Source organism: Kocuria dechangensis (assembly GCF_014636775.1).
Taxonomy (GTDB): Bacteria; Actinomycetota; Actinomycetes; order Actinomycetales; family Micrococcaceae; genus Kocuria; species Kocuria dechangensis.
On sequence record NZ_BMEQ01000024.1, the window covers coordinates 1 to 23,888 of the forward strand.

Consider the following 23,888-nt stretch of genomic DNA (forward strand, 5'->3'; position numbering starts at 1 on the left):
CGTCCCCGGGGCCGAGGACTGCCCGGCGGTCCAGGCCCCGGAAGCGCGCACCGACTGCCCGCCGGCGGCTCCTGACCTGCCGGAGCCGAGCGGGAGCTCCTTCTCACCTCCTGCCGAACCTCCTGCCGAACCTCCTGCCGAACCTCCTGCCGACGGTGAGGTCGCGCCGCCGCTTGGGCCGGGAGATCGGCCTTCTGCCCGAAGGCCTCCTCGGGACCTGCCCGTCGGGGCACCGGCGTCTTCCCCCAGGACGGTCCGGACTCCGTCGCCGCCGGGTGCCTCGCGGTCCACAGTCGAGACCATGGTGAGGAGGGCAGAGCCGTGATCGCCCAGGTGGACGACGCGCTGCGCACCCTGGTCCGCACGCAGGCGCTCGAGGGTGCCGAGGTGGAGGTGCTCTTCGACGCCCCCACGAAGGACTGGGCAGCCCGCCGCAACGCCCCCACCGTGAACCTGTACCTCTACGACATCCGGGAGGACCTCCGGCGTCGCGAGCGCGGACTGTCCGAGGAGCGCGACGACGACGGGACGGTCCGGCGTCGCCGCCCGGCGCCCCGGCACTTCAAGCTCTCCTACCTGGTGACCGCCTGGACCCATCGCCCCGAGGACGAGCACCTGCTGCTGGACCAGCTGCTGCGGTGCTTCCTGCGCTACGAGGCGCTGCCCCAGAACCTGGTGACCGGCCGGCTCGCGGAGCCGGGCATGCCCGTGCCGATCACCGTGGGGCTGCCTCCACCGGAGGACCGGGCGTTCGCGGACGTGTGGTCCGCCCTCGGCGGGGAGCTCAAGCCGTCCCTGGACATCGTGGTCATCGCCCCGGTCGAGACGGGGATCGTCTACGAGGTCGCCCCGCCCGCCTCCGCGGGGACCGTGGTGGACATGGCGGACCGGACCGGGAGGGCTGGGGACACGGGTCGCCGCGTCCACCGGCCACCGGCCGAGGAGCCCCGCCCCGCACCGCGGCGGAGGACCCGGTGACCGGCTCCGCGAGCCTGTCCCACCTGCTCGGCCGGATCGGGGTGGTGGAGGAGCACATCCGCCGGCTCGTCGCCGAGCGCCGCGCGGAGGATCCGCAGCCGGACGACCCGTTCCGGGGCCTGTACCTCAGCGAGGAGGCGGTGGACCGGATCCTGGCCGCCGCCCCGGAACGCCCCGGCGTGCCCGTCGCCTCGCCCCGGCTCAAGGCGTGCGAACGGGCGGCCGACCGCGCCGAGCGGGACGGGCAGCGGCTGCGGCTGCGGGAGCTGGCCGCCGTCGTCGGGCTCTCGGACCTCGACGTGGACCTGCTGCTCGTCGCCCTCGCGGCCGACCTCGACCCGCGCTTCGAGCAGCTGTTCGGCTACCTCAACGACGACGTCACCCGCCGCCGGCCCTCGGCGGCCGTCGCGCTCGCCCTGTGCGGGGCCGCCCTGTCCGCCGCCGGAGCCCGCGCCCGCCTGCTGTCGGGGCCGCTGGTCACCGGTTGCCTCCTGGCCCTGGAGGACTCGGACCGGCCCCTGCCCGGCCGCGCGCTGCGGGTGCCGGACCGCGTGGTCGGCCACCTGCTCGGCGACGACACCCCCGACCCGGCGCTGACGGCCGTCCTCGTCGATCCTCCGGACGTGCTGTGGGGCGACCCCGCGCCGCTGGGCCGGGCGCTGCGCTCCGGAGTGCTCCTCGCCTACCTGCGGGAGCCCGCGACGGGCTCGGCGCGGATCCTGGCCGGGGAAGCTCTCCGGGCCGCGGGGCACGACGTCGTGGGCCTCGACCTCGACCGGCTGGCCGGAGAGCGCGACGCCCCGGGCCTGGTGGCGATCGCGGTCCGGGAGGCGAGGCTGCGCCGGGCCGGGATCGTGGCCGGGCCGGTGACGGCCGTGGCCGACCGCCCCGCTCTGCTGCGCGAGCTGCGCGCCGATCCCCAGCCCGTCCTGTTGTTCGGGGACACCGCCTGGGACCCCGTGTGGACGGAGCGACCGCCCGTCGTCGTCGACGTCCCTGCGAGCACCGCCGCCGAACGGTCCGGGCTCTGGCAGGACGCCCTGGAGGGAGCCCTGCCCGGTGCCGAGATCCGGCAGGCGACGGCCCAGTTCCGGCTGAGCCCGGAGCAGGTCGCCCGGGCGGCGCGGGCCGCCCGGGCGCAGGCGGCGCTCGGCCCCGACCGGCGGCTGACCGGTGCCCATCTGCAGTCGGGCGCCCGGGCCGAGAACGGCTCCGCCCTGGACCGGCTCGCCCGCCGGGTCGATCCCGCCGTCGGCTGGGCGGACCTGGTGCTGCCGGACCCGGTCCTGCTGTCCCTCCAGGAGCTGGCGATGCGGGCCCGGCACCGCGAGCGGGTGCTCGGCGACTGGGCCATGCGGCCGGGAGCCGGGCGCGGCCACGGCGTGGCGGCGCTGTTCGCCGGGGACTCCGGGACGGGAAAGACGATGTCGGCGGAGGTGGTGGCCAAGGAGCTGGGCCTGGACCTGTACGTCGTCGACCTCGCCACCGTCGTGGACAAGTACGTCGGGGAGACGGAGAAGAACCTGGAGCGCATCTTCACCGCCGCCTCCGGGGTCAACGGGGTGCTCCTCTTCGACGAGGCCGACGCCGTCTTCGGCCGCCGCTCCGAGGTGAAGGACGCGCACGACCGCTACGCGAACATCGAGAGCGCCTACCTGCTCCAGCGGATGGAGACCTTCGACGGGCTGGTGGTGCTGGCCACGAACCTGCGGGCCAACATCGACGAGGCCTTCACGCGCCGGCTCGACGTGATCGTCGACTTCCCCCTGCCCGACCCGGAGCACCGTGCACTGCTGTGGGACCGGTGCCTGGGCCGGCTGATGGAGCGGGCCCCGGACCTGGACCTGGACTTCCTGGGCCGGGCCTTCGAGCTCGCCGGCGGCGGCATCCGCTCCGCCGCGGTGACCGCCGCCTACCTGGCCGCGGAGGACGGCACCCCGGTGACCATGACGCACCTGGTCACCGCGGTGCAGCGGGAGTACCGCAAGCTCGGCCGGCTCACCCTCGAGAGCGAGTTCGGTCCCTACTGGAGCACGCTGACGGCTGCCCGGCACGCGCCGTCGCACGGTCCCTGACCGGAGCGGACGATGGAGGCCACCCGCAGCAGCAGCACCCACCGCAGGGACGCCCGGCGCCCCCTCCGGCGTCCCGCACCGGGGCGACGGGCCGAGGAGCCGCCCCTCGCCACGGGTCTGCTCCCATGGCTGCGCGGGGCCGACGGCGGGACGCGCGCCCGGGTGATGGCCCAGGTGCAGCGGCAGGTGGGAAACCGCGCCGCCCAGCTGGTGGTCCAGCGCCAGGCCCTGACGGACGCCCAGCAGTGGGCCCAGGACTGGGCCGCCCACCCGGCCCAGCAACGGCACTTCCGGGCCACCGGCCGCCCTCCCGGGACGCCCCGCCGGCGCTACGACGTCCTCGCCCCCTTGTACAAGGCCCACGGCATCCTCCGGCCGATGCCGTACCTGGCCACGTCCATCACCACCGCCACGTTCTACGGCTTCTCCACCCCCGCGCACCGGGACCTGGCCGCGGCCCTGCGCACCGCCGAGGCCACGCTCCGGGCCAGGGGCATCAGCACGGCGCCGGTGACGAAGGTGTGGGCCCTCAACGCCCGCACCACGAGCGCCGGCGGGTGGAGCAACCACGCCGACGGCCGCGCGGTCGACCTCGACCCCGGCGGCAACCCCCACCTGACCAGCAAGGCCCAGCGGCGCGTCATCAGCCTGGTCAGCGGCACGGACCTGGAGGCCGGGGGCCAGGGGTACGCCGCCATGAGACGGGCCAGCGACGCCTTCCGGGCCTTCTACAACCCGGCCGGCCTGCGCCTGCGGATCCTCCAGCTGCTGGCCGTCGAGGCGCTGCGGAGGACGGCGGTGGACGCGGCGAAGGCCGAGCGGGACCGGCTGCGCGGTGACCGGGCGGCGGCCGCCACCGCGCGCTCCGCGCTGCGCCAGGAGCTGAGGGGCCTCCCCCGCGGCCACCGGGCGTCGTCCGTCGACACCGCCCGGGCCGCCGAGCTCACCGCCGCCATCGGGGAACGTGACGCGGAGCTCCGACGCCTCGACGCGCAGCTGAAGCAGCACGGCACGGTGCTGAAGAGACGCACCGCCGAGGCGACCGCGTCGTCGAAGGACCGTGCCGTGCTGGAGGCGCACCTGGCGAAGTACGAGGCCACCGACAGCGCCGTCGCCGGGCTGGAGGCCCGGACGACGGCCCTGCCGGCGGCGGTCGCCGCCCTGGAGGCGCAGATCGCGCGCTCGCAGCGCAGCGAGCAGGAGAGCCGGGTTCTGGGGGACGACCGCGGCGCCCGCGCGGAGCGCCGCCTGCGGTCCGGCCTGCAGAAGGAGCTGACGCGGAGGAGGACCGAGCTCGCCCGGAAGACGGCGGCCCTCGAGAAGAAGCGGAGGGCGCGCGACGCCGAGCCCCTCCGCACGTACGGCGCCGGGGGGATCCTCAACCTCCCGCAGGAGGTCGTGGAGGCCCTGACCGGCGCAGGGCTGCGGTGGGGCGGCAACTGGAAGGGTGCCAAGGACTTCATGCACTTCGACCTGTGAACCATGGCTGCCCTTCGGGGCAGTCTCCGCTGCCCCTGCGGCGGCCGGGCAACCGCTTGCAGGGCCTCCGGCCCGGGCGCATGGTGGCCGCAAGGCCCGAGAGGAAGGGACTCGTCATGCACATCCACGACCATGACCACGACGACGGCGAGAGCCTGCGGCCGCGGGCGGACCGCGTCGAGGAGAACGCCCAGCCGCAGCTGTGGCGGGCCGCGGCGGCCGGGCGCACCGACGTCGTCGGCCCCGCCGGCATGCTCGCCATGCAACGGGCGGTCGGCAACACCGGCGTGCAGCGGCTGGCGGAGGAGGAGCGCTCCCCGGTGCTGGACGTCGTCTCCTCCGGCGGGCGACCGCTGGAGGAGCCCGTCCGCACGGACATGGAGGCGCGGCTGGGCCACGACTTCTCGGACGTGCGGGTGCACACCGACGACTCCGCGAGCCGGTCCGCGGCGTCCGTGAACGCCCACGCCTACACGGTGGGCTCCGATGTCGTCTTCCAGCGGGACAAGTACGACCCGGACTCGGCCGCCGGGCGCACGATGCTCGCCCACGAGCTCACCCACGTGGTCCAGCAGCGCTCCGGCCCGGTGGACGGCACCCCGACGGGCTCGGGCATCCGCGTCAGCGATCCCTCGGACCGCTTCGAGCGGGAGGCCGCCGCCAACGCGGAGCGGGTCATGTCCGGCCCGGCCCCCGTGACGCCGGCGCCTGCCGCCGTGCAACGGGCGGCGGCCGACGATGCCGCGCTGCCCGTCCAGCGGGCCGAGGGCGAGGAGGAGGAAGAGGAGACCGCCCAGGGGTCCTTCACGGAGGGCGCCACGGCCCAGCGCGACGTCGTCCAGCGGGCCGAGGGCGACGAGGAGGAAGAGCAGGCCTGAAGCCCGGGCCGGCCGCTCCCATGTCCCTCACCCACGAGAACGAGCCCCGGGCAGGACCCGCTGCTGGGCGACCGGAACCGTCCCGCAACCCCGCGCCGGAGTTCCTCCGCCAGGCTTCACGCCCTGCAGCGCAGCGCCGGCAACGCCGCAGTGGTCCAGCACCTGGCCCAGGTACAGCCGCGAAAGCTGCAGCCCCCGGGGCTGGTTCCCCTCCAGCGTTGTGGGCCGACCTCGTGCGACGGCTCGGGCCCGGAACCGGCCGACCACGCAGTGCATGACGGGAAGAACCTGGCCGCACCGGTCACGGACGAGTCGTTCACCATGCAACGATCAGCCGACGAAGATCTGGCGGCCTACATCGCCAAGGACCTCGCCGCATACGCCGCTGGCCACGCGTCCCCCTACGCGCACATCCGCAGCATCTTCGCCCGGGTGGACTCCGACATCCAGGACAACGTCGCCGCTGACTTCACCCAGTTGCAGAACACCAACCAGCTGGAGGAGTACGCCGCGACACCGGCAGGGCGGGCCATGCTCGACCTCCTCACCGAGGCGATGCTCACCGGCCACGTGACCTCCTTCGAAACGCTGCAGGCCAACCGGATCCTCAGCGCCAAGGGCAGGACGATCACCCCGGAGCAACAGGCGAAGGAAACGACCCGGATCGCCAAGCTCCGGCACCGAGCCGAGGACTCGGTCACCGAGCTGGCGGTGGACCAGCAGGCGATGAAGCTGGCGCACTCCATGAGCGATCTGATAGCGGTTCAGCGATATGACGCGATCACCAAGAAGATCCAGGACGCCCCCGCCAACGTCGAGGACAACATCGCGGCGCATCTGATCGAGCTGCTCACCACGCCGCAGCTCGAGGCAGCAGCCCGGGCAGCAGCGGGCCGCACCATGCTCGACGTCTGCTACGACGCCATCATCACCGGTTCCGTCACCGCCTTCGAACGCCTGCAGGGAGACCGCATCCTGGCGGCGCGGATCAGCAGCAGCGGCCACGGCGGCGCGGGCGAGGCCCTGGAAAACCCGACGATCTTCCCCCTCGCCACCGGGTGGGGTTCCACGGCCACGATCGTCGCCCACCTGCAATCCGACGGCACCGTCATGGTCTACTACGACACGAAGACGGGTGCCCGGCAGCCCCGGTTCAAGCAGGCGCTCAACACCCTCGGCCGGCGATTCGGCGACGACAAAGTCTTCACCGGGATGATCCTCCAGCCCGACGAAGTAGTGATGGTCCAGCTTTTCGACCAGGACGGAGTCATCCTCCCCATCCCCGCCATCAAGCTGATCGACTTCTTCAACCAGCAGCAAGTGGACTTCATCGGCAAGGTGACGACGATCACCTTCCTGGGCGCCACGGCCGGACTGGGTGGGGTCGGTGGGGCCGGGATCCTCGGCTGGGCCGACACCGTGGCGTTCGCGATCAGTGCGGGATCGATATTCGTCAACACCTACCGCAAGGACATCGCCAGGACGAGCGGTGGACGGAGCTTCCTCGCAGCGTGGGACATGGCCGAGGGCATTGCCGGCCTCTACGGCTGGGGGCGGCTCGGGGTGGACGGGCTCCGTGCGGTGCAGGCCAAAGTGGCCCCGGCTCTCCGCCGCTGGCGAGCGGAAGCTCCTACCGGGCTCTCCGCGGCCGAGCGCAACACGATCGCGCAGGCGCAGCAGAAGACCGAGGCGTGGCTGGACGGGGTCAAACAGGCCGAAACCGCTGAGATCGCCAAGGCGGAGGCGGGTGCGGCGAAGAAGGCGGCGACCGGTGAACCCACCCGACACCCGGCCGATGTCGAGCCGGCGCAATCCGCGAAGGCCCATGCCCCGCCCGCTGGACCGCCGAAGGCCCCGGAGGCGTCGAAGGTCGTCGCCGGCGGCCACAGCGAAGTCCACGTCACCGGCGATCGGATCGTGGTCTGTCAGCTGTGCCCGGATCTGAAGGACGCGGTGGGTGAAGCGATCACCCACCCAGGAGTAGCCGCCGAGGTCGCCGAGGCCGAACGGGTGGCCGCACGGGGCAAGCCCGCCGGGGCTGCCGCCAAGGCGGAGGTGGCGGTGCTGGAGGCCGAGAAGGTCAATGCCGAGACCCTGAGGCGACAGAACGTCCGCTACGAGCGCGAGTTCATCGCCGACCCGGCGCTGGCTCAGGAGTGGAGTCGCATCAGAGGAATGAAGCGCGGCCCGAGCAAAGCCGCCGCTGTGCACGACCTCGAACTGCGGGCTGCACGGCTGAAGGCGGCGAACGATCGACGGGTCGAGGGCGTCCGCCAGCAGGCGGAGCAGCTGCGCGCCGGCGCCATGAAGAACGCCGCATCCGCGCACGAGCTCAGGGAGCTCTACCGGGACCAGCCGAAATGGGTGCTCGATGACTTGAAGCGGCTGGAGGACCAGGCCGTCGAGACGATGAAGAAGGCCAGGAAGAAGCCGCTGGAGCGCCGGCACCGTCGCGATCCGTTGCTCAGCGAGGAGATCAGGCGCAAACACCTGCTGGCCGAGGACGTCAAGTGGATGGAGCGCGATTACCGCATGCCCCACGAGGCAGAGGTCTGGGTGAACGGCAAGGCCGGCAAACGCCTGCGGAGTGACCGCTTCACCAGCGGCGGAGTCAAAGACCTCGACGTCGCCGAACACGGCTTCAACGAAGCCAACACCCGCAGCCATACAGAAGCCAAGGCGCTGCGCGAGCTGGGCATCCACCCGGGCGAGACGATGTACATCAACGGCAGATACGCCCCCTGCCGCTTCTGCCTGGCACGGATGCAGAAGGCGGTCGACACGTTCGGCGGGACGGTTGTCTACCTCTGGCCCGGCGGCCCCAAGGGCGGGGCGCGCTTCTTCAGAGGAAGCGGCACGGCCACCCAGCTACGCGGGCAAGGCGCTGTCTGACGAGCCACGGCCCCCGCTGGGTGGGGAGGTCGAACATGTCAGACGTCAGATCCGGACCTCTGAGTGTCCGGCTGCCTTCAGCCCCCGGGTTCCTTGCGTGACAGGGAGCTGCAGGGCAGCAGGGCGGGGCTGCGGGTGAACGATTGCAGACCCCGCAGTGCCCCTTCGTGCACTCTCTCCTACCCCAACACGCGGCCCCGAAGCCTCTCGGCATCCGCTCCCCCGGTCCGACCCTTGAACCACGATCCGGACCCTTCCGAGGAGAGACACGATGCCTACCTATCTTTCGCCCGGCGTCTACGTCCAGGAGGTCGAGGCGGGCACGCGCCCGATCGAGGGCGTCGGCACAGCGGTCGCCGCGTTCGTGGGCCTGGCCGCCAGAGGCCCCGTCAACGAGCCCACCCTGGTGTCCAACTGGACCCAGTTCGCCGAGACCTTCGGCGACTTCGTGCCCGGTTCCTACCTGGCCCACTCGGTGTACGGCTACTTCCTCAACGGCGGCGGCAACTGCTACATCGTCCGGATCGGGGCCGACGGCGCCGACGGGGACGGACACCGCTCGAAGGCCAGGCAGCCCAAGGCCGTGGCCGGCCCTCCCATGGCCGAGGTGGGCGGCTACCGCATCATCGCGAAGTCCACGGCGGCCAACCCCAAGCCCGTGACGGTCGAGTTCGACGCCCCCGGCGGGGAGAACCCCTCCGAGGACCAGTTCAAGATCACCATCACCGTCGAAGGCCGCCAGCCCGAGGTCTTCGACAACGTGACCACCAAGAAGGGTCCCAACAACGTGGCCACGAAGGTGAGCGCGGAGTCGAAGCTCGTGACCATCGAGGAGACCACGACCGGCAGCGCCCTGGCCAAGCCCGACAAGGGCACCGTGCAGCTGCAGGCCCAGGAGCCCGAGCCGGAGCCGCCCTCGACCGACACCCTCAGCGCGGACGCCTACGTGGGCGACGCCGCGGACCGGACCGGCTTCAGCGGCCTCGAGGCCGTGGACGAGGTCACCATGGTCGCCGTCCCGGACCTGATCGCCGCGTACGAGCAGGGCGCGATCGACGGGGAGACCCTCAAGGCCGTGCAGCTGGCGCTGATCGCCCACTGCGAGCTGATGGGCGACCGGATGGCCATCATCGACCCGCCGCCCGACCTGAACGCGCAGCAGATCAAGGAGTGGCGCGTCGACGACGCCGGCTACGACTCGAAGTACGCGGCCCTCTACTGGCCGCGCCTGAAGGTCCTCGACCCGTCCGAGGGGGTCCACCGCTTCGTCCCGCCGTCGGGGCACATCGCGGGCGTCTGGGCCCGCAACGACGACACGCGCGGCGTGCACAAGGCACCGGCGAACGAGGTGATCCGCGGGGTGACGAGCCTGGAGACGAACATCACGAGCGCGGAGCAGGAGCTGCTCAACCCCATCGGGGTGAACTGCGTCCGCTCGTTCCCCGGCCGCGGGATCCGGGTCTGGGGCGCCCGCACGCTCTCGAGCGACGCCGCGTGGCGCTACGTGAACGTCCGGCGGCTGTTCAACTACCTGGAGGAGTCCATCCTCCAGGGCACCCAGTGGGCGGTCTTCGAGCCCAACGACCCGGCGCTGTGGGCGCGCATCCGCCGCACCGTCAGCGCCTTCCTGACGAACGAGTGGCGCAAGGGCGCCCTGTTCGGCGCCACCCCCGGAGAGGCGTTCTTCGTGAAGTGCGACGCCGAGACCAATCCCGCGGAGGGCATCGACGCGGGGCAGGTGGTCTGCCAGGTCGGGGTGGCCCCGGTGAAGCCCGCCGAGTTCGTCGTCTTCCAGCTGTCGCAGTTCTCCGGCGGCACCAGCCTCGTGAACGAATGATCGTCCGGAAAGGACCAGGACCATGGCACTCGAAGAGTTCGACAACGCCCCCGCCAACGGCTTCACGGTCACCATCGACGGCATCGAGGTGCCGCGCGTGATCGAGGTGAGCGGCCTCAAGCACGAGGTGGACAAGATCGAGCTGAAGCAGCAGACGAAGGACGGCAAGTACATCGTCCGCCAGCTCATCGGCCGCCCCAAGGCCGGGGAGATCACCGTCACCCGGGGCCTGACCGAGAGCAAGACCGTGACGGACTGGCTCAAGACCGTCATGGAGGGGGACGTGGCCGGTGCCCGCAAGACCGCCGCCGTCGCTCTCCTCGACTACAAGGGCGAGACCGTCAAGACCTACAACTTCGTCAACTGCTGGGTGCGCAGCGTGGAGGTCAACTCCTTGAAGGCCGGCGCCACGGAGCAGACCACGGAGAAGTTCGTGATCTGCTACGACGAGTCGACGGTCGAGTGATGCAGCGCAACCACGGAGGCCCGGCCGTGGTGCCGGTGCCCGAGCACGCCGGTGCCCCCGCCGGCGAGCGGTCGGCGGCACGGCAGCAGGCGGAGCAGCCCGCCCTGCGGACCGAGTTCGCCTTCGACCTGCCGCGCGGCTACGTGGATCCGGACGGGACGGTCCACCGCGCCGGGGTCATGCGCCTGGCCACCGCCCGCGACGAGCTGCTCCCGCTCTACGACGCCCGGGTGCAGGAGAACCCCGCCTTCACCACGGTGGTCCTGCTCAGCCGGGTCATCACCGCCCTGGGGACGCTGGGATCGATCACGTCCAACGTCGTGGAGAACATGTTCGCCTCGGACGTGGCGTTCCTGCAGGACTTCTACCGGCGGATCAACGCGGAGGGCCACACCCGGATTGCGGTGACCTGCCCGGAGTGCTCGCACCGCTTCACGGCCGACCTCGCCGGTGGGCGCCTGGGGGAATCATGACGTACGCGGCCGATCGGATCTACGAGGAGGTCGCGTACGTGGCGTACCACTTCCACTGGGGGCTCGACGACATCCTGGACCTCGAGCACGGCCAGCGCCTGCGCTACGTGCGGGAGATCGCCGGCATCAACCGCCGGCTGAGCGAGGAGCGCTGAGCCGTGCGCTGGCCGTGGCAGCGGAAGGCGCCGGATCCCGCGCCCGGGACGCCCGCCGGGGTGCGTGCTGGGACGACCTCCGCGACGCCCGCCGTGACGCCACCGCGTGCGCAGGCCGGACCACCCCCCTCCCCGGCCGGCTGGGCGTTCCTGCCTCCCCTCCAGCGGACCCTGGGGGAGCTCGAGACCACGACGGCGCCCCACCGTTTCACGGACCGGCTCCCCACCCGGACCAACCCGTCGTTCACCGGGACGATGTCCCACCTGGTCAGCGCGGACGCTCCGAAGGGCGTCATCGACCTCGACGGTCCGGACGCCGATCCGCTTCCCGGGCACACGGGAGCGGCGAGCGCGCCCGGGGAGATGACGCTGCTCCGTGCTCCGACCCCTGGGGGCGCCCGGAGTGCCCGGGGCGGTGCGGCCGCACCGGTGCAGCGCCTCACCGCCGGCGCCCCGGCGGAGGGAGGATCCCTGACCACCGTCCCCGAGGGCGGCTTCGGAGTGCTGGAGCTCCCTGCGCTCCCCGACGCGGACGACAGCCCCGATGCGTCGCCGGACGGCCAGGACGACGTCCCCGCCGATCCCGCACCCGGGACGTCAGCGCCCGAGAGACCGGCCCCCGGGATCGGCACGTCCGACGGCACGGCCTCCCCGGCAGCCGCTGGCGGCGGTGCGTCCGCCGCGTCGGGACCTGCCGTTCCCCCTCCTTCCGCGCCGCTGCAGCGGCAGACGGCGGATCGGCCCGGGAGCGGCGCGGGCAGCGCCTTCGACGGCTCGGCCACGTCCGTTCCGCTGCCCGTCCGGCCGGCCGGCCGGCGCAGCACGCCGGCCACGGACACCGGGACCCCGCCGAGGACTCCCCCACCCGCGCCGCTCCCCTCGTCCTCGCGGAAGCTGGGGCTGGGGCGCCCGTGGCCGGAGGCCGCTCGCCCGTCGGCCGTCCCCGGAACCGGCGCGGCGCCCACCACGGCGCTTCAGCGGGCCCGGGAGCTCCCCGGTCCGCCGGAGGAGCACGGGCGGCAGCCTGCTGCCGCGCGGTCCGCCCGCGCAGCCGAGGGGACGACGTCGCGGGCACCGGGCCCCTCGTCGCCCGCCGCGCCTGCGCCGTCCTCACCGGCGGCTCCCCGGGCCGGGATCGCGGTCTCCCCCGGCTCCGTGGTGTCGCGGTCGGCGGAGCCGGACCGGGCCACGCCGACAGCGGCGTCGCAGGCCGCGGCGTCGCAGGCCGTGCCACACCTCCCCGCCCACACCCGGTTCCCCGATCCTCCCCGCTCCGCGGGCAGGCAGTCCCCCGACCGCGGCCCCGCAGAGTCCCTCCCCGTGGTTGCCCGCTCGGGGGTCACGAGCGATGCCTCCCCGCAGCGGACCGCAACAGGGCGGACCGCAGCGGACGGAGCAGCGCCGGGGCCGGCGGCGCGGACCTCCACGGCGGTCGGAGCCGAGCAGCGCGCACCGGAGAGCGACACGACCGGGTCCCGCCCGCAGCCCGTCGCCGAGGACGACCGGTCCGTGGCTCCGGACCATCCGGCCGGCGGGCCGGAACCGGCGTCGTCGCCGGGCAGTCCGGTGACGGACCGTTCCCCGGCAGCCCCCCACCCCGCAGACCTGCCGGTGGTCTCCCGGGCGACCGCATCACCGGGAGTCGCGGCCACCACGGGGGGCGACGGCGGTTCCGCGGGCGGAGGACCCGCCCGCCGCCCGACCCCGACGGGGTCCGAGGCGGCCGGCGCGGGTCCGGAGCCGGCCGGCGCGGGTCCGGAGGGTGCCGGCTCCCAGCACGGGGTTCCGGGCCCGGTCCAGCGGATGCCGGCCACCCGTCCCGTCCCTCCGCCCGGGTTGCGCCCTCCGACGGAGCTGCCCGTGGTCTCCCGCTCGACCGATGGGGGTGCCCTGGCGCCGGCCGCCGGGGTGCGTCCGGCCTCGGGGCCATCGGCCCGCCCTGTCCCCGCCCCGGACACGCCCACGGATCCCGTACCGGGATCCGCCGGCCCGCCGTCGGCGCCGGCGCCGGTGCTCTCGTCGTTCGCTGCGCAGCGGGAGAGCGTGCAGCGGGAGAGCGCGCAGGAGGGCGGCGGCCCGGAGGCAGCCGACGCGTCCTGGGAACCGGGAGCCCGGACCACCACGACCGAACTGCCCCGCCGGAGCGGCCCAGCCGCCGTCCTCGACGCGGAGGGCCGAGCCGATGCCGGCCTCCGCCCCGGACAGGGCGGAGCGGCGCAGAGAACCGTCCCGACCGCAGCGGCGGTTCCGGCAGCGGTCCCGGCCGCGATTCCGGTCACGATTCCGGCGGGAGGGGCCGGCCGGGCGTCGCTCCGGTCCGGACATCTCCCTCCACCGCTCGGCACTTCGCCGGCCGGGCCTTCGTCCATCAGCGTGGTCCAGCGTGCCACCGGGACCTCGGCACCGAACGGCCCCCCGGCGGCACAGGATGCTGTGCCGCGCCTGCGGACGACGCCGCCCGGCGCCGTCGTCCCCCGGGGCGGGCCGCACCACGATGCGGGGGCGCCGTCCCTCGCGCGGGACCGGACCTCGCCGGTGGGCGGGGAGCCTGTGACCATGCGCCTCGCCCTTCCGGCCCGGGAACCGTCCGGGACGGTCCCCTCCCCTGCTTCCTCCCCCGGCTTGTGGGAGTCCATGCAGGAGTCCGCGCAGGAGTCCGTGCAGCGGCAGGAGACCGCGATCAGCGCGACGACCGCCCCCGGATCCGTCCCTCCGGACGGCAGCACGACGGCCGTCCAGCGCGAGGCCGCCGTCGCCGCCCAGGACAGCCGTTCGACGACCGTTCCGGCCGGACCCGGCGCCGTGCCCGGGCCCCCGGGCGGCACGGGGATGAGCCCGGAACAGATCGACGAGCTCGCCCAGCGGCTCGTCGCGCCGATCGTGCGGCGGATCAAGGCCGACATGCTCCTGGACCGCGAGCGCCGCGGTCTGCGGACCGACGTGAGCTGAGGAGACGGAGATGGACAAGGTCCTGGAAGCCGTGGACACCGCGGTCAACGTGCAGTACGTGGTCACGCTCGACGAACAGAGCCTGGGATCCTTCAGCACCTGCGAAGGCCTCGGGTGCGAGGTCGTGATGGAGACCCGCGAGGAGGGCGGCAACAACGACTTCGTCTGGCAGCTCCCGAGCAGGCTCAAGTACCCCAACATCACCCTCACCCGGCCCCTGGGACCCGATACGGCGAAGATCGCGTCCTGGTTCGCGGCGCTGGCGACCGGATACGACCGGTGCACCGGCCTCATCGAGGCGAGGAACGCCAAAGGGGTGACGATCGCGTCGTGGCAGCTCCACGACGTCGTGCCCGTGCGGTGGAAAGGCCCCTCCTTCAACCCGGATCAGCCCAAGGTCCTCGTGGAGACCCTGGAGATCGCCCACCACGGCTTCGCGGCCGGCCCGACGGGCCAGAACTGACGACCAGCTTCCCAAGGAGGCGAACAGCATGTCTTCCTCGCCCGAGGCGATGAGCGCCACGGCCACGCCGTCCGCCGGCAAGGGGCGCCGCGACGCGTTCGCCCCGAAACTGGAGCACGCCTACCTGCAGCTCTTCGAGCCGTCCAAGGACGGGTCCCTCGACAAGCCCGGGCCGTCGATGGGCAAGATCGAGTTCCAGTTCAACCCCAAGGAGCTGACGCTGGCGAAGTCGGCCTCCTGGCAGCCGGACACCGGCAAGGGCAAGAAGAACAGCACCCCGCAGTACAAGGGACCCCAGCCCTCGAAGCTCACGCTGGAGATGTTCTTCGACGCGTCCGCGACCCGCAACGACAGCGTGGTCAAGCGGGTGGAGCAGCTGTTCACCTGCTGCGTGCCGACCACGGACTCCCACCAGCGGAAGAAGAGCTCTCCCCCCTGGGTGCTGTTCCGCTGGGGCAGCCTGACCGGGTTCGTGGCGTACATCAGCAGCGTGCAGGCCAAGTACACCCTGTTCACGGCCGCCGGGCTCCCGATCCGGGCCACGTGCACCGTCACCCTCGAGGAGATCAAGGGGGAGCCCCCGGGGCAGAACCCCACCTCGGGCGGACTCGTGCCCCGCAAGGCCCACACGGTCGTCGACGGCGACACCCTCGCCGCCATCGCCTACGCCGAGTACGGCAACCCCGCCCTGTGGCGCGCGGTGGCCGAGCTGAACCGGCTCGACGACCCCATGCGCCTGCGGCCGGGAAGCACCGTGCTGCTGCCCACCACGGACGAGGTGCTCCGCCCCCCCGGGGGCCGGCGCACCGCGGAGGGGGGCGGAGGATGACCTTCGGTGAGGAGTACAGCAGCACGCTGCTGGTCGAGATCAAGGGCAAGGCGCTGCCGCCCGATCTCGCGGCGCTGTTCCTGGCCGGTTACGTGGACGACAGCGCCAACGTCCCGGACCTGTTCGTGCTGCGCTACAGCGACGCGAACGCCACGTTCCTCGAGAAGACCTCCGTCCGGATCGGCGACCCCGTGAGGCTCTCCGTCCAGACGAGCGGCCCCTCCGGCCCCACGCCCCTGCTCTCGGGCGAGGTGACCGCCCTCGAGACCGAGCTCGGCAGCGACGGCGCCTACACGGTGGTGCGCGGCCTGGACCACTCGCACCGGCTCTTCCGCGGCCGACGGGTGGAGGCCTACCTGCAGAGCACCGCGGCGGACATCGCGCGGAAGGTCGCCACCCGGGCCGGGCTGAGAGCGGGCAGGATCGACGCCCGGGGCCCCGTCCTCGAGCACGTGGCCCAGGACGCGGTCAACGACTGGGACTTCCTCCGGCGTCTGGCCCAGGACGCGGGGGCGCTGCTCAACGTCTCCGACGGCGCCCTGCACTTCACGGCCGCCACCGACTCCTCGACCGCGCCGAGCGGGGAGAGCGGTGCGCGGCAGGACCCCTTGGTCGTCGAGAAGGGCGTCAACCTCCTGGTGCTGCGCGGCACGGTGACCTCCGCGGACCAGGTGCCCGACGTCGAGGTGCGGGGCTGGGACGTGGACGGCAAGCGCGAGATCGTGGCCGTCGCCCCCGCCGAGACCACCAGCGCGGTGCTCCCCGACGTCCGGCCCGCGGACCTGGCCAAGCAGTTCGGCAGTCCCCGCTACGTCGCCCCGGCCACGGTCTTCGACCAGCCGGCCCAGTGCGAGAGCGCGGCCGCCGCCCTGGCGAGCCACGTGGCCGGTGGCTTCGCCGAGCTCGACGGCGTGGCGCGGGGCAACCCCCGGCTGCGCTCCGGGGCGGCCGTCTCCCTGGTGGGCGTCGGCAAGCCGTTCGAGGGCCGCTACACCCTCAGCTCCTCGCGCCACGAGTTCAGCCCCGAGGGCGGCTATCAGACGTCCTTCACCGTCAGCCACGCCTCGGAGCGCTCCTTCTACGGCGTCGCCGCCGGGGCCGCCACGGGCTCAGCCCGCGCCGCCGGGTTCCCCGGGGTGCTCAACGCGGTGGTGACCGCGGCGCAGGACCCCGAGAACCAGGGACGGGTCAAGCTCAAGTTCCCCCTGCTCTCCGACACCTACGAGAGCGGATGGGTGCGGACCGTGCAGCTCGGGGCCGGACCCGCCCGCGGCGCGGTGGTCCTGCCCGAGGTCGGCGACGAGGTGCTCGTCGCCTTCGGCCAGGGCAGCTTCCAGCAGCCCTTCGTCCTCGGGGGGCTCTACAACGGCCAGGACACCCCCGACCAGCCGTGGTCCGCGCACGTCGGCTCCACCGACGGGGCGATCGAGCGGCGCGCCTTCGTCTCCCGCACCGGGATGCTCGTCGAGTTCGTGGAGACCCCCGGGGAGGAGCGGCTGACGCTGAGCACCCACGGCGGCAGACAGAAGATCTCCCTCGTCCAGAAGGGGGAGGCCGGCGTCGAGATCCTCTCGGAGGGCCCGGTGACCGTGACGGCCAAGGACAGGGTCGACGTCACCACGACCACCGGGGACATCACCGTCAAGGGCAGGAACGTGACGGTCGAGGCCGCCTCCGCGCTCGCGCTCAAGGGCGCCACGGTGTCCGTGGAGGGCCGGACCACGGCCGAGCTGAAGGGCGCGAGCGTGAAGGTGGACGCCACCGCCACGGCCGAGCTCTCGGGCTCCGCCACCACCACCATCAGGGGCGGGCTGGTCCGCATCAACTAGGTGCGGCCGGAGGGGCCGCACCACGGGAAGGAGGCAGGACGGTGGGACAGGAGTTCATCGGCTCCGGGTGGGCCTTCCCGGTGCGCACGGACCGCACGGGCGGCGTCGCCCTGGTGCGGGAGATCCGGGAGATCGAGGAGAGCATCTACCTCATCCTGGCCACCTCCCCCGGCGAGCGGCCGATGCGCCCCGAGTTCGGCTGCGCCGTGCACGACTACGTGTTCGCCCCGGCGGACGCGGCCACCGCCGGGGACATCGCCTTCGCCGTGCGCGTGGCTCTCGACCGGTGGGAGCCGAGGATCGGTCTGGAGGACGTCCTGGTGCACCTGGACACCGCCACGGACGGGGTCCTGCTCATCGAGGTGCAGTACACCGTGCGGGGCACCAACGACCCGCGCAACCTGGTCTTCCCCTTCTACACGATCCCCCGCCACGACCAGGAGACGTGATCCGATGCTCCCCTCACCGAACCTCGACGACCGGCGCTTCCAGGACCTGGTGGACGACGCCAAGCGGATGATCGCCCAGCGCTGCCCCGAGTGGACCGACCACAACGTCTCCGATCCGGGGGTGACGCTGATCGAGGCGTTCGCGTTCATGACGGACGAGCTCTTCTACCGCCTCAACCGCGTCCCGGACCGCCTGTACATCGCGTTCCTCGAGCTCCTCGGTGTGAGCCTGCACCCGCCGACGGCCGCCACCGTGGAGCTGCTGCTGTGGCTCTCGGCACCCCAGCCCAACGCCGTGGTCGTGCCCCGCGGCACCGAGGCCGCCACGCGGCGCACCGACGAGGACGAGGCCGTCTCCTTCACGACCGCCCGCGAGCTGGTGATCCCGCCCCGGAGACTGGCCCACCTCCGCACGAGCACCCGAGGGGGCGAGCCCGTGCCGCGCCCCCTCCGGCCCCGGGGGGACGAGGACTTCCCCGCCTTCGGGGAACCCCCCACCCCCGACGACGCGCTGCTGCTGGGCCTCGACGACAGCGCCCCCTCCTGCGCCCTGGCCCTCCGGTTCGACTGCGAGGTCCGCGGCGTCGGGGTGGACCCCCGCTACCCGCCCCTGGTCTGGGAGGCCTGGACCGGCTCCGGGTGGACCCGCTGCGACGTGGACAAGGACGAGACGGGAGGCCTCAACCGGTCCGGGGACGTGGTCGTCCACCTGCCCCACACCCACACGGCGTCCGTGGTCGGCGGCGCCCGCGCGGGCTGGATCCGCTGCCGTGTGGTCCACCCGCTGGAGGGATATCCGCCCTACAGCGCCTCGCCGCGGATCCGATCGGTCAGCGCCTTCACCATCGGAGGCTCCGTTCCCGCGGTGCACGCGGAGACCGTCCACGGCGAGGTCCTCGGCACGTCCGAGGGCGTGCCCGGCCAGGCCTTCCCCCTGGCCCGCCGTCCCGTGGTGCCGGGAGGTAGCCCCTTCACCGTGGAGGTCACCGACGGCTCCGGGTGGCAGACCTGGCGGGAGGTGGACTCCTTCGCCAACAGCGGCCCGGAGGACCGGGTGGTCGAGCTGGACCGCGCCGAGGGCGTCGTCCGGTTCCCGCCCGCCGTGCGGGAGGCGGACGGCTCCCTGCGCTCCTACGGCGCGGTCCCGCCCGTCGGCGGCACGCTGCGGGTCCCGGAGTACCGGACCGGCGGGGGCCCGCGCGGCAACGTCGTCGCGCACGAGGTGTCCGTGCTGCGCTCCACGATCCCGTTCGTGGTCCGGGTCGAGAACCGCCGGGCCGCCCAGGGCGGGGTGGCCTTGGAGACCGTCGACCAGGCACGGGAGCGCGGCCCGCTCGCCCTGCGGACCCGCGACCGGGCGGTCACCGCCGAGGACTACGAGCAGCTGTCCCGCCGGGCCGCCCCGGGGATCGCCCGCGTGCGCTGCATCCCCGCGACCACCGCCGCCGAGGCCGGCGGGGTGCGCGTGCTCGTGGTCCCCACCGCCGTGCCCGACGACGACGACCGGCTCCGATTCGGGGACCTCGTCCCCGACGAGGGGACCCTCGCCACGGTGGCGGAGTACCTGGACGAGCGGCGCCCGGTCGGCGTCCGCGTCGCCGTGGAGCCGCCCCGCTACCGCGGCGTGACCGTCGTGGCACGCCTCACGGCGCGCCGCCGGGCGGCCACCGACGGGCTCAAGCGGGAGGCGCTGCGGGCTCTCTACCGGTACTTCGACCCCATCCGCGGCGGCCCCGACGGGGACGGCTGGCCGTTCGGCCGGCCGGTGCAGGCCGGCGAGGTGCACGCGGTGCTGCAGCGGCTGTCCGGCACGGAGATCGTGGACGACGTGCTGATCTTCGCCGCCGACCCCCGCACCGGCGAGCGGGGGGACCCCGTCCAGCGGATCGACCTGGGCAAGCACGACCTGGTGTTCTCCTTCGGGCACCAGGTGCGCGTCACGGAAGGAGAATGAGATGCGCGGGCGGATCCCCGGGCTCCCCAGCCCCGTCCCCGTGGTCTCCCGGCTGCCGGCCGTCCTGCAGGAGGACGAGTTCCTGCAGAGGTTCCTGGCGAGCTTCGACGAGTCTCTCGCCCCGGTCTTCCTCACCCTCGACGGGCTGGCGTCGTACGTCGATCCCCGGCTCGCCCCCGAGGACTTCCTCGCCTGGCTGGCCGAGTGGGTGGGAGTGCGCGTCGACGAGCACTGGCCCGTGGCCCAGCGCCGCGAAGTGGTGGCCCACGGCGCCCTCATCCACCGGCGGCGGGGCACCGCGGCAGGCATCGCCGACGCCGTGCGGCTGACCGGGTCGGGAGTCGTCGACGTCGACGTCGAGGACTCCGGGGGCACGGTGTGGTCCTCGTCGCCGGGCTCCGAGCTCCCCGGCAGCCCGCGCGCAGCCCTCCACGTCCGGGTCCACGCCCGGTCCCAGGACGACGTGGACGTGCGGAGGCTGGACGCCGTGGTGCGTGCCGTGAAGCCCGCCCACGTCCCCCACACGCTCGAGGTGGTCCTGGTGGCGGGGAACGGGTCCTGAGGAGGACGTCATGCTGATCTGTCCGGAGTGCGGCACCCGCAACGCGGCGGGCACCCGGTTCTGCACCAACTGCGGCGCCTACCTGGAGTGGGAGGCCGCCCCGTCCCCCGCCCCGGTCCCCCCACCGCGTCCTGCACCGGGCCCGTCCCCGGAGCCCGAGCTCCAGCGGTCCCAGCACAACCGGGACCGGAGCGGCCAGGACGACGGAACGGACCGGAGACGGATACCGCACAATCCGGACAAGGTCCGCAAGCTCCCCCCGGACGCCCTCCCCGATCGCCCCGAGGGCCCCGGGAAGGACGACCGGACGACCGTGCTGCCGCGGGTGCCCGATCAGGAGTCCCACCCCCGTGCCCCTCACCGTCCGGGCGACCCGCCCCCCGTCCCTCCCGAGGAGAGCCGCCCCCGGCCTCCCCGACCGCCCGACGAAGAACCCGAGACGCCTCCTGCACCGGGGGAGATCGTCTGCCCCCGCTGCGGGGCGGGGAACCCACCCGACCGGCACTTCTGCCGCCGCTGCGCCCTGGACCTCAGCCGCGCCCTCGCTCCGCCCCCGCCCCAGCCCGTGGGACAGTCACGCCCGCACCGGAAGGGTCTGTCGCCGCTGCTGTGGGGGCTGATCGTCCTCGTCGTCCTCGTGGCCGTGTACCTGCTGTACGCCGGGTTCGCGGCCTCGGCGGCGGAAGGCCCGCTCGGCCACGACGATCCGGCCGGCCGGACGTGGCACCAGTCCTCAACGCCGCCGGGGGTCGGTCCCGGCATCGATGCCCAGTGACGCCAGCATGTCGCAGTAGCGCCGGCGCGTGCGCTCGGCCTCGGCGACCTCACCGGAGTCACGCAGCAGCGCGATGAGCAACCGCCAGGACTCGTCGCTCCAGGGGTTGATCTCCACGCTGCGGGCCGCCGCCCCGACCGCCTGCTTCTCCTGCCCGAGGGACAGCCTCGTCCGGGCCAGCGCCCCGGCGGTCCCGGCCGCCCGCAGACGGTAGCGGTCCCGGGCCCCCACCACCCACTCGGCGGGCCCCTCCTCCGGGAGGAGGTCACCGGTGTAGAGGTCGAGCGCGCCCTGGAGTGCGACCGCGGCCCGTGCCGGGTCTCCCCGCCGGTGGGCGCGGTCCGCCTCGTGCAGGAGCCGGTCGAACTCGGCGAGATCGGACCACGAGCTGGGACCGAGGACGAGCACGTAGGAGTCGTCCTGGCGCAGGACCGCCCTGCGACCGCCCCCCGCCCCCCGCGGGTCCAGGACGTGGCGCAGGGCGGAGATGCTCACCTGCAGGTTGTGCAGGGCCCGGGCCTCGTCCAGGTCGGCCCACAGGGTGGTGGCGAGCCACTCCCGGTGCACCGGCCGCCCGGCGTTCAGGGCCAGCAGCCGCAGCACCGTCCGGGCCCGGGGGCGCACCTCGGCCAGGTCCACCGGCTCCCCGCCCAGGTGCACCGCCAGACCCCCGAAGCACGTCACGGCGAGCGAGGGGGCGCCGGTCCCCGCCGGCAGCTCCCCCGTCAGGCAGCGGGCTGCGCCCTTGTCGTCCGTGCCGTCGGAGCCCGGACCGCGCAGAGCGGGCCGGGGCCCGGCGAGAGGCCCCTCGGGGAACCCGGCCGCGGAGGGAACGGCGTCCGGCCCGTACGGAGGCGCGGCCCGGGACATCGCCCACGCCGCCAGGACGTCCGCGCCCAGGGCGCGGAACTCCCCGGCGAGGGCCGTGTAGCCCTGCCGCGACGAGGCGCCGCCGGAGCCACCGGCGAGCAGGGCGGCCGCGTGCAGCAGAGCCGCGCCCCAGGCGTCACCGCGTCGTTCGCAGTCGCGGGACACGGCCTCGGCGAGTTCGTCCCCCGCTGTGCTGCCGGACAGGACCGCCAGCATCCCGTCCGTCAGCCGGGCCAGCCAGGAGAGCCCGCCGCACCGTGCGTGGCGGTGGACGGCCTCGATCTCCGCGGCGGACGCGTCGGGAACGGCGCCCGCCTCGTCGGACTCGAAGAGTGCCAGGACCAGCTGCGCCGCGAGCGCGGCGAGCCGGTCCCGGTCGAGGCGCTCGGCACACCGGCGGAGCACCGGCAGCGCCGTCCGCCGGTCGCCCGCCAGCAGGGAGGCGATGCCGGACGCCAGCAGGTCCTCTTCCCGGGGGTCCGCCCCCAGGGAGCGGGCCACGGCCGCGGGACTGCCCCTGATGGCCGCGCGCAGCGGAGGCTCCCCGCCCGGTCCCCCCTCCGGCAGCTCCTCGCTGGCCGCGTCCCAGGCCGCCGACCGGGCCCGGAGCTCCGTGGCGATCACCGCGCACCCGGTGCCGCCGGCGAGCGTCAGCGCCCGGCACGCCGCCGCACGGGCCCCCGCCAGCCGCCCGTCGTCGAACAGCCGCCGCGCCTCGGCGAGGGCGAACCAGGGGTCCGTGCCGGTCAGCTCGGGGGGCACCAGCTCGGCCCACGCGCAGGACCCCGGGGCGAACGCCCCGGCACCGGAGCGCACCAGCAGCCGGCGCGCCTCCGGCCACCGGCCGTCCGCCGCGAGGAGAGCGAGGGCGTTGCCCAGGGCACCGTCCCGCTCCAGCAGCTCCACCGCCCGGCCGCGCAGGGCCGCGTAGGTGTCCCGTTCCGTGCTCTCCCGCAGCTCGTCGGCGAAGTAGCGGCGCACCACCTCCGGCATCCGCAGGCACGGCGCGGTGTCGTCGTCCACGAGGAGGGACCGCCGGCCGAGTTCGTGCAGGGCGGTCGCCGCGGCGCCGGAGGTGCCGAGCAGCGCATCGCAGCGCCGGGGGGTGACGAGGTCGAGCATGGACGCGACCCGCAGCAGCTCCGCCTCGTCCTCGGCCAGGTCGGCGAGCACGTGGCGTCTGAGATGGTCCCACGCGTAGTGGGCCCCGGTGTCGCACGCCGCCCGGTGCCGCTCCACGGGGCTGCGCTTCATCGTGTGGAGGCGGAAGAGGTGCAGCGCCGCAGCCCATCCGTCCGTGGCGTGCACCAGGTCGAGCACCCGGACCGGATCGATGCGCAGACCGTCGACGTCGCGGAAGAGGGCGTGGGCCTCGTCGGCCCGGAAGCGCAGGTCCTCCCCGTCCACGAGCACCACCGCTGAGAACTCGGGGCGGGCGAGGCTGAACGACGGCGCCTGCCGGCCGGCCACCACGAGATGGACGTTGGGCGGGCAGAGGAGGAGCAGTCGTTCCAGTTCGGCCTCGGCCGGGGTGCCGATGATCAGGTGGACGTCGTCCAGCACGATGCACAGGGGCCGGCCGGCGTCCGCCGCCAGGAGGGAGGCCAGGCCCGCCGTGGAGCTCGGCTCGGGAACGTGCACGAGAGCCGCCACGTCCCTGGCCAGGCCGGCGAGCAGCCGTTCCGGTTGCGCGTCCGCCGGGTCCGCCCGGTGCCAGACCAGATGCTCCGGCCGCCGCGCCGCCCAGTGGGCCAGGAGCGTGGTCTTGCCGGTCCCGTGCGGGGCTGCGACCACGCCCAGCCGCGCCGAGAGCACCGGGTCGAGCCTGCGGATCAGGCGCTCGCGGACGAGTCCGCCGGCTCGGGGCGGAGCGAGGCGGACAGGACCGTCGTCCGTACCCGTCATGGCGTCCACCCCCGGAAGGTCTCGGTGTCGGTGCGTGCCCGTGTGCGTGTCGGTGTTCGTGGCGCGAGGG

The 23,888-nt window shown here is 73.9% G+C and carries 18 protein-coding genes; 17 read left to right on the forward strand and 1 reads right to left on the reverse strand.

The features are described from left to right. Nucleotides 1–321 precede the first annotated feature (321 nt). The 17 genes from IEW07_RS16505 (at nt 322) to IEW07_RS16585 (ending at nt 21,043) form a co-directional block, all read left to right on the forward strand. A complete protein-coding gene (locus tag IEW07_RS16505) occupies nt 322–978 on the forward strand; it encodes a Pvc16 family protein (RefSeq protein WP_188539239.1) in 657 nt (218 codons plus the stop codon). Continuing rightward, complete coding sequence (locus IEW07_RS16510) at nt 975–3,053, forward strand: ATP-binding protein (RefSeq protein WP_188539241.1); 2,079 nt, start codon at nt 975–977, stop codon at nt 3,051–3,053. Before IEW07_RS16505 ends, IEW07_RS16510 begins: the two co-directional genes overlap by 4 nt. Nucleotides 3,054–3,065: 12 nt before the next feature. Next, a complete protein-coding gene (locus tag IEW07_RS21475) occupies nt 3,066–4,532 on the forward strand; it encodes a M15 family metallopeptidase (protein ID WP_188539243.1) in 1,467 nt (488 codons plus the stop codon). A gap of 116 nt (nt 4,533–4,648) precedes the next feature. Continuing rightward, nucleotides 4,649–5,410, forward strand: coding sequence for an eCIS core domain-containing protein (locus IEW07_RS16520; RefSeq protein ID WP_188539245.1), 762 nt, complete (start codon nt 4,649–4,651; stop codon nt 5,408–5,410). A gap of 321 nt (nt 5,411–5,731) precedes the next feature. Further along, on the forward strand, nt 5,732–8,302 hold the full coding sequence (locus IEW07_RS16525; protein WP_188539246.1) for a hypothetical protein: 2,571 nt from the start codon (nt 5,732–5,734) through the stop codon (nt 8,300–8,302). Between the two features lie 271 nt (nt 8,303–8,573). Next, a complete protein-coding gene (locus IEW07_RS16530; protein WP_188539248.1) occupies nt 8,574–10,139 on the forward strand; it encodes a phage tail sheath family protein in 1,566 nt (521 codons plus the stop codon). 22 nt (nt 10,140–10,161) lie between these two features. Beyond that, nucleotides 10,162–10,605: a phage tail protein gene (locus IEW07_RS16535; protein ID WP_188539250.1), complete on the forward strand. Its 444-nt coding sequence runs from the start codon at nt 10,162–10,164 to the stop codon at nt 10,603–10,605. Continuing rightward, on the forward strand, nt 10,605–11,078 hold the full coding sequence (locus tag IEW07_RS16540) for a hypothetical protein (RefSeq protein ID WP_229741921.1): 474 nt from the start codon (nt 10,605–10,607) through the stop codon (nt 11,076–11,078). Before IEW07_RS16535 ends, IEW07_RS16540 begins: the two co-directional genes overlap by 1 nt. Next, on the forward strand, nt 11,075–11,233 hold the full coding sequence (locus IEW07_RS16545) for a DUF6760 family protein (RefSeq protein ID WP_188539252.1): 159 nt from the start codon (nt 11,075–11,077) through the stop codon (nt 11,231–11,233). Before IEW07_RS16540 ends, IEW07_RS16545 begins: the two co-directional genes overlap by 4 nt. 2,556 nt (nt 11,234–13,789) lie before the next feature. Further along, nucleotides 13,790–14,182 carry an eisosome protein 1 gene (locus IEW07_RS16550; protein WP_188539254.1) on the forward strand — a complete coding sequence of 131 codons (393 nt, stop codon included), beginning with the start codon at nt 13,790–13,792 and terminating at the stop codon, nt 14,180–14,182. Nucleotides 14,183–14,192: 10 nt separating this feature from the next. Further along, complete coding sequence (locus tag IEW07_RS16555) at nt 14,193–14,645, forward strand: phage tail protein (RefSeq protein WP_188539256.1); 453 nt, start codon at nt 14,193–14,195, stop codon at nt 14,643–14,645. 28 nt (nt 14,646–14,673) lie between these two features. Beyond that, entirely contained in the window at nt 14,674–15,474 is an 801-nt protein-coding gene (locus IEW07_RS16560; protein ID WP_188539258.1) for a CIS tube protein, read from the forward strand. After that, nucleotides 15,471–17,303 carry a VgrG-related protein gene (locus IEW07_RS16565; protein WP_188539260.1) on the forward strand — a complete coding sequence of 611 codons (1,833 nt, stop codon included), beginning with the start codon at nt 15,471–15,473 and terminating at the stop codon, nt 17,301–17,303. Before IEW07_RS16560 ends, IEW07_RS16565 begins: the two co-directional genes overlap by 4 nt. 41 nt (nt 17,304–17,344) lie before the next feature. After that, nucleotides 17,345–17,752: a GPW/gp25 family protein gene (locus tag IEW07_RS16570; protein ID WP_188539261.1), complete on the forward strand. Its 408-nt coding sequence runs from the start codon at nt 17,345–17,347 to the stop codon at nt 17,750–17,752. Nucleotides 17,753–17,756: 4 nt separating this feature from the next. After that, on the forward strand, nt 17,757–19,706 hold the full coding sequence (locus IEW07_RS16575; RefSeq protein WP_188539263.1) for a putative baseplate assembly protein: 1,950 nt from the start codon (nt 17,757–17,759) through the stop codon (nt 19,704–19,706). A 1-nt stretch (nt 19,707) separates the two neighbouring features. Beyond that, nucleotides 19,708–20,268 carry a phage tail protein I gene (locus IEW07_RS16580; protein ID WP_188539265.1) on the forward strand — a complete coding sequence of 187 codons (561 nt, stop codon included), beginning with the start codon at nt 19,708–19,710 and terminating at the stop codon, nt 20,266–20,268. Nucleotides 20,269–20,278: 10 nt separating this feature from the next. Beyond that, nucleotides 20,279–21,043 carry a zinc-ribbon domain-containing protein gene (locus IEW07_RS16585; protein WP_188539267.1) on the forward strand — a complete coding sequence of 255 codons (765 nt, stop codon included), beginning with the start codon at nt 20,279–20,281 and terminating at the stop codon, nt 21,041–21,043. Here IEW07_RS16585 and IEW07_RS16590 read toward each other — a convergent pair. After that, a complete protein-coding gene (locus IEW07_RS16590; protein WP_188539269.1) occupies nt 21,002–23,818 on the reverse strand; it encodes an AfsR/SARP family transcriptional regulator in 2,817 nt (938 codons plus the stop codon). The two genes, IEW07_RS16585 and IEW07_RS16590, sit on opposite strands and share 42 nt — an antisense overlap. Nucleotides 23,819–23,888: the final 70 nt, after the last annotated feature.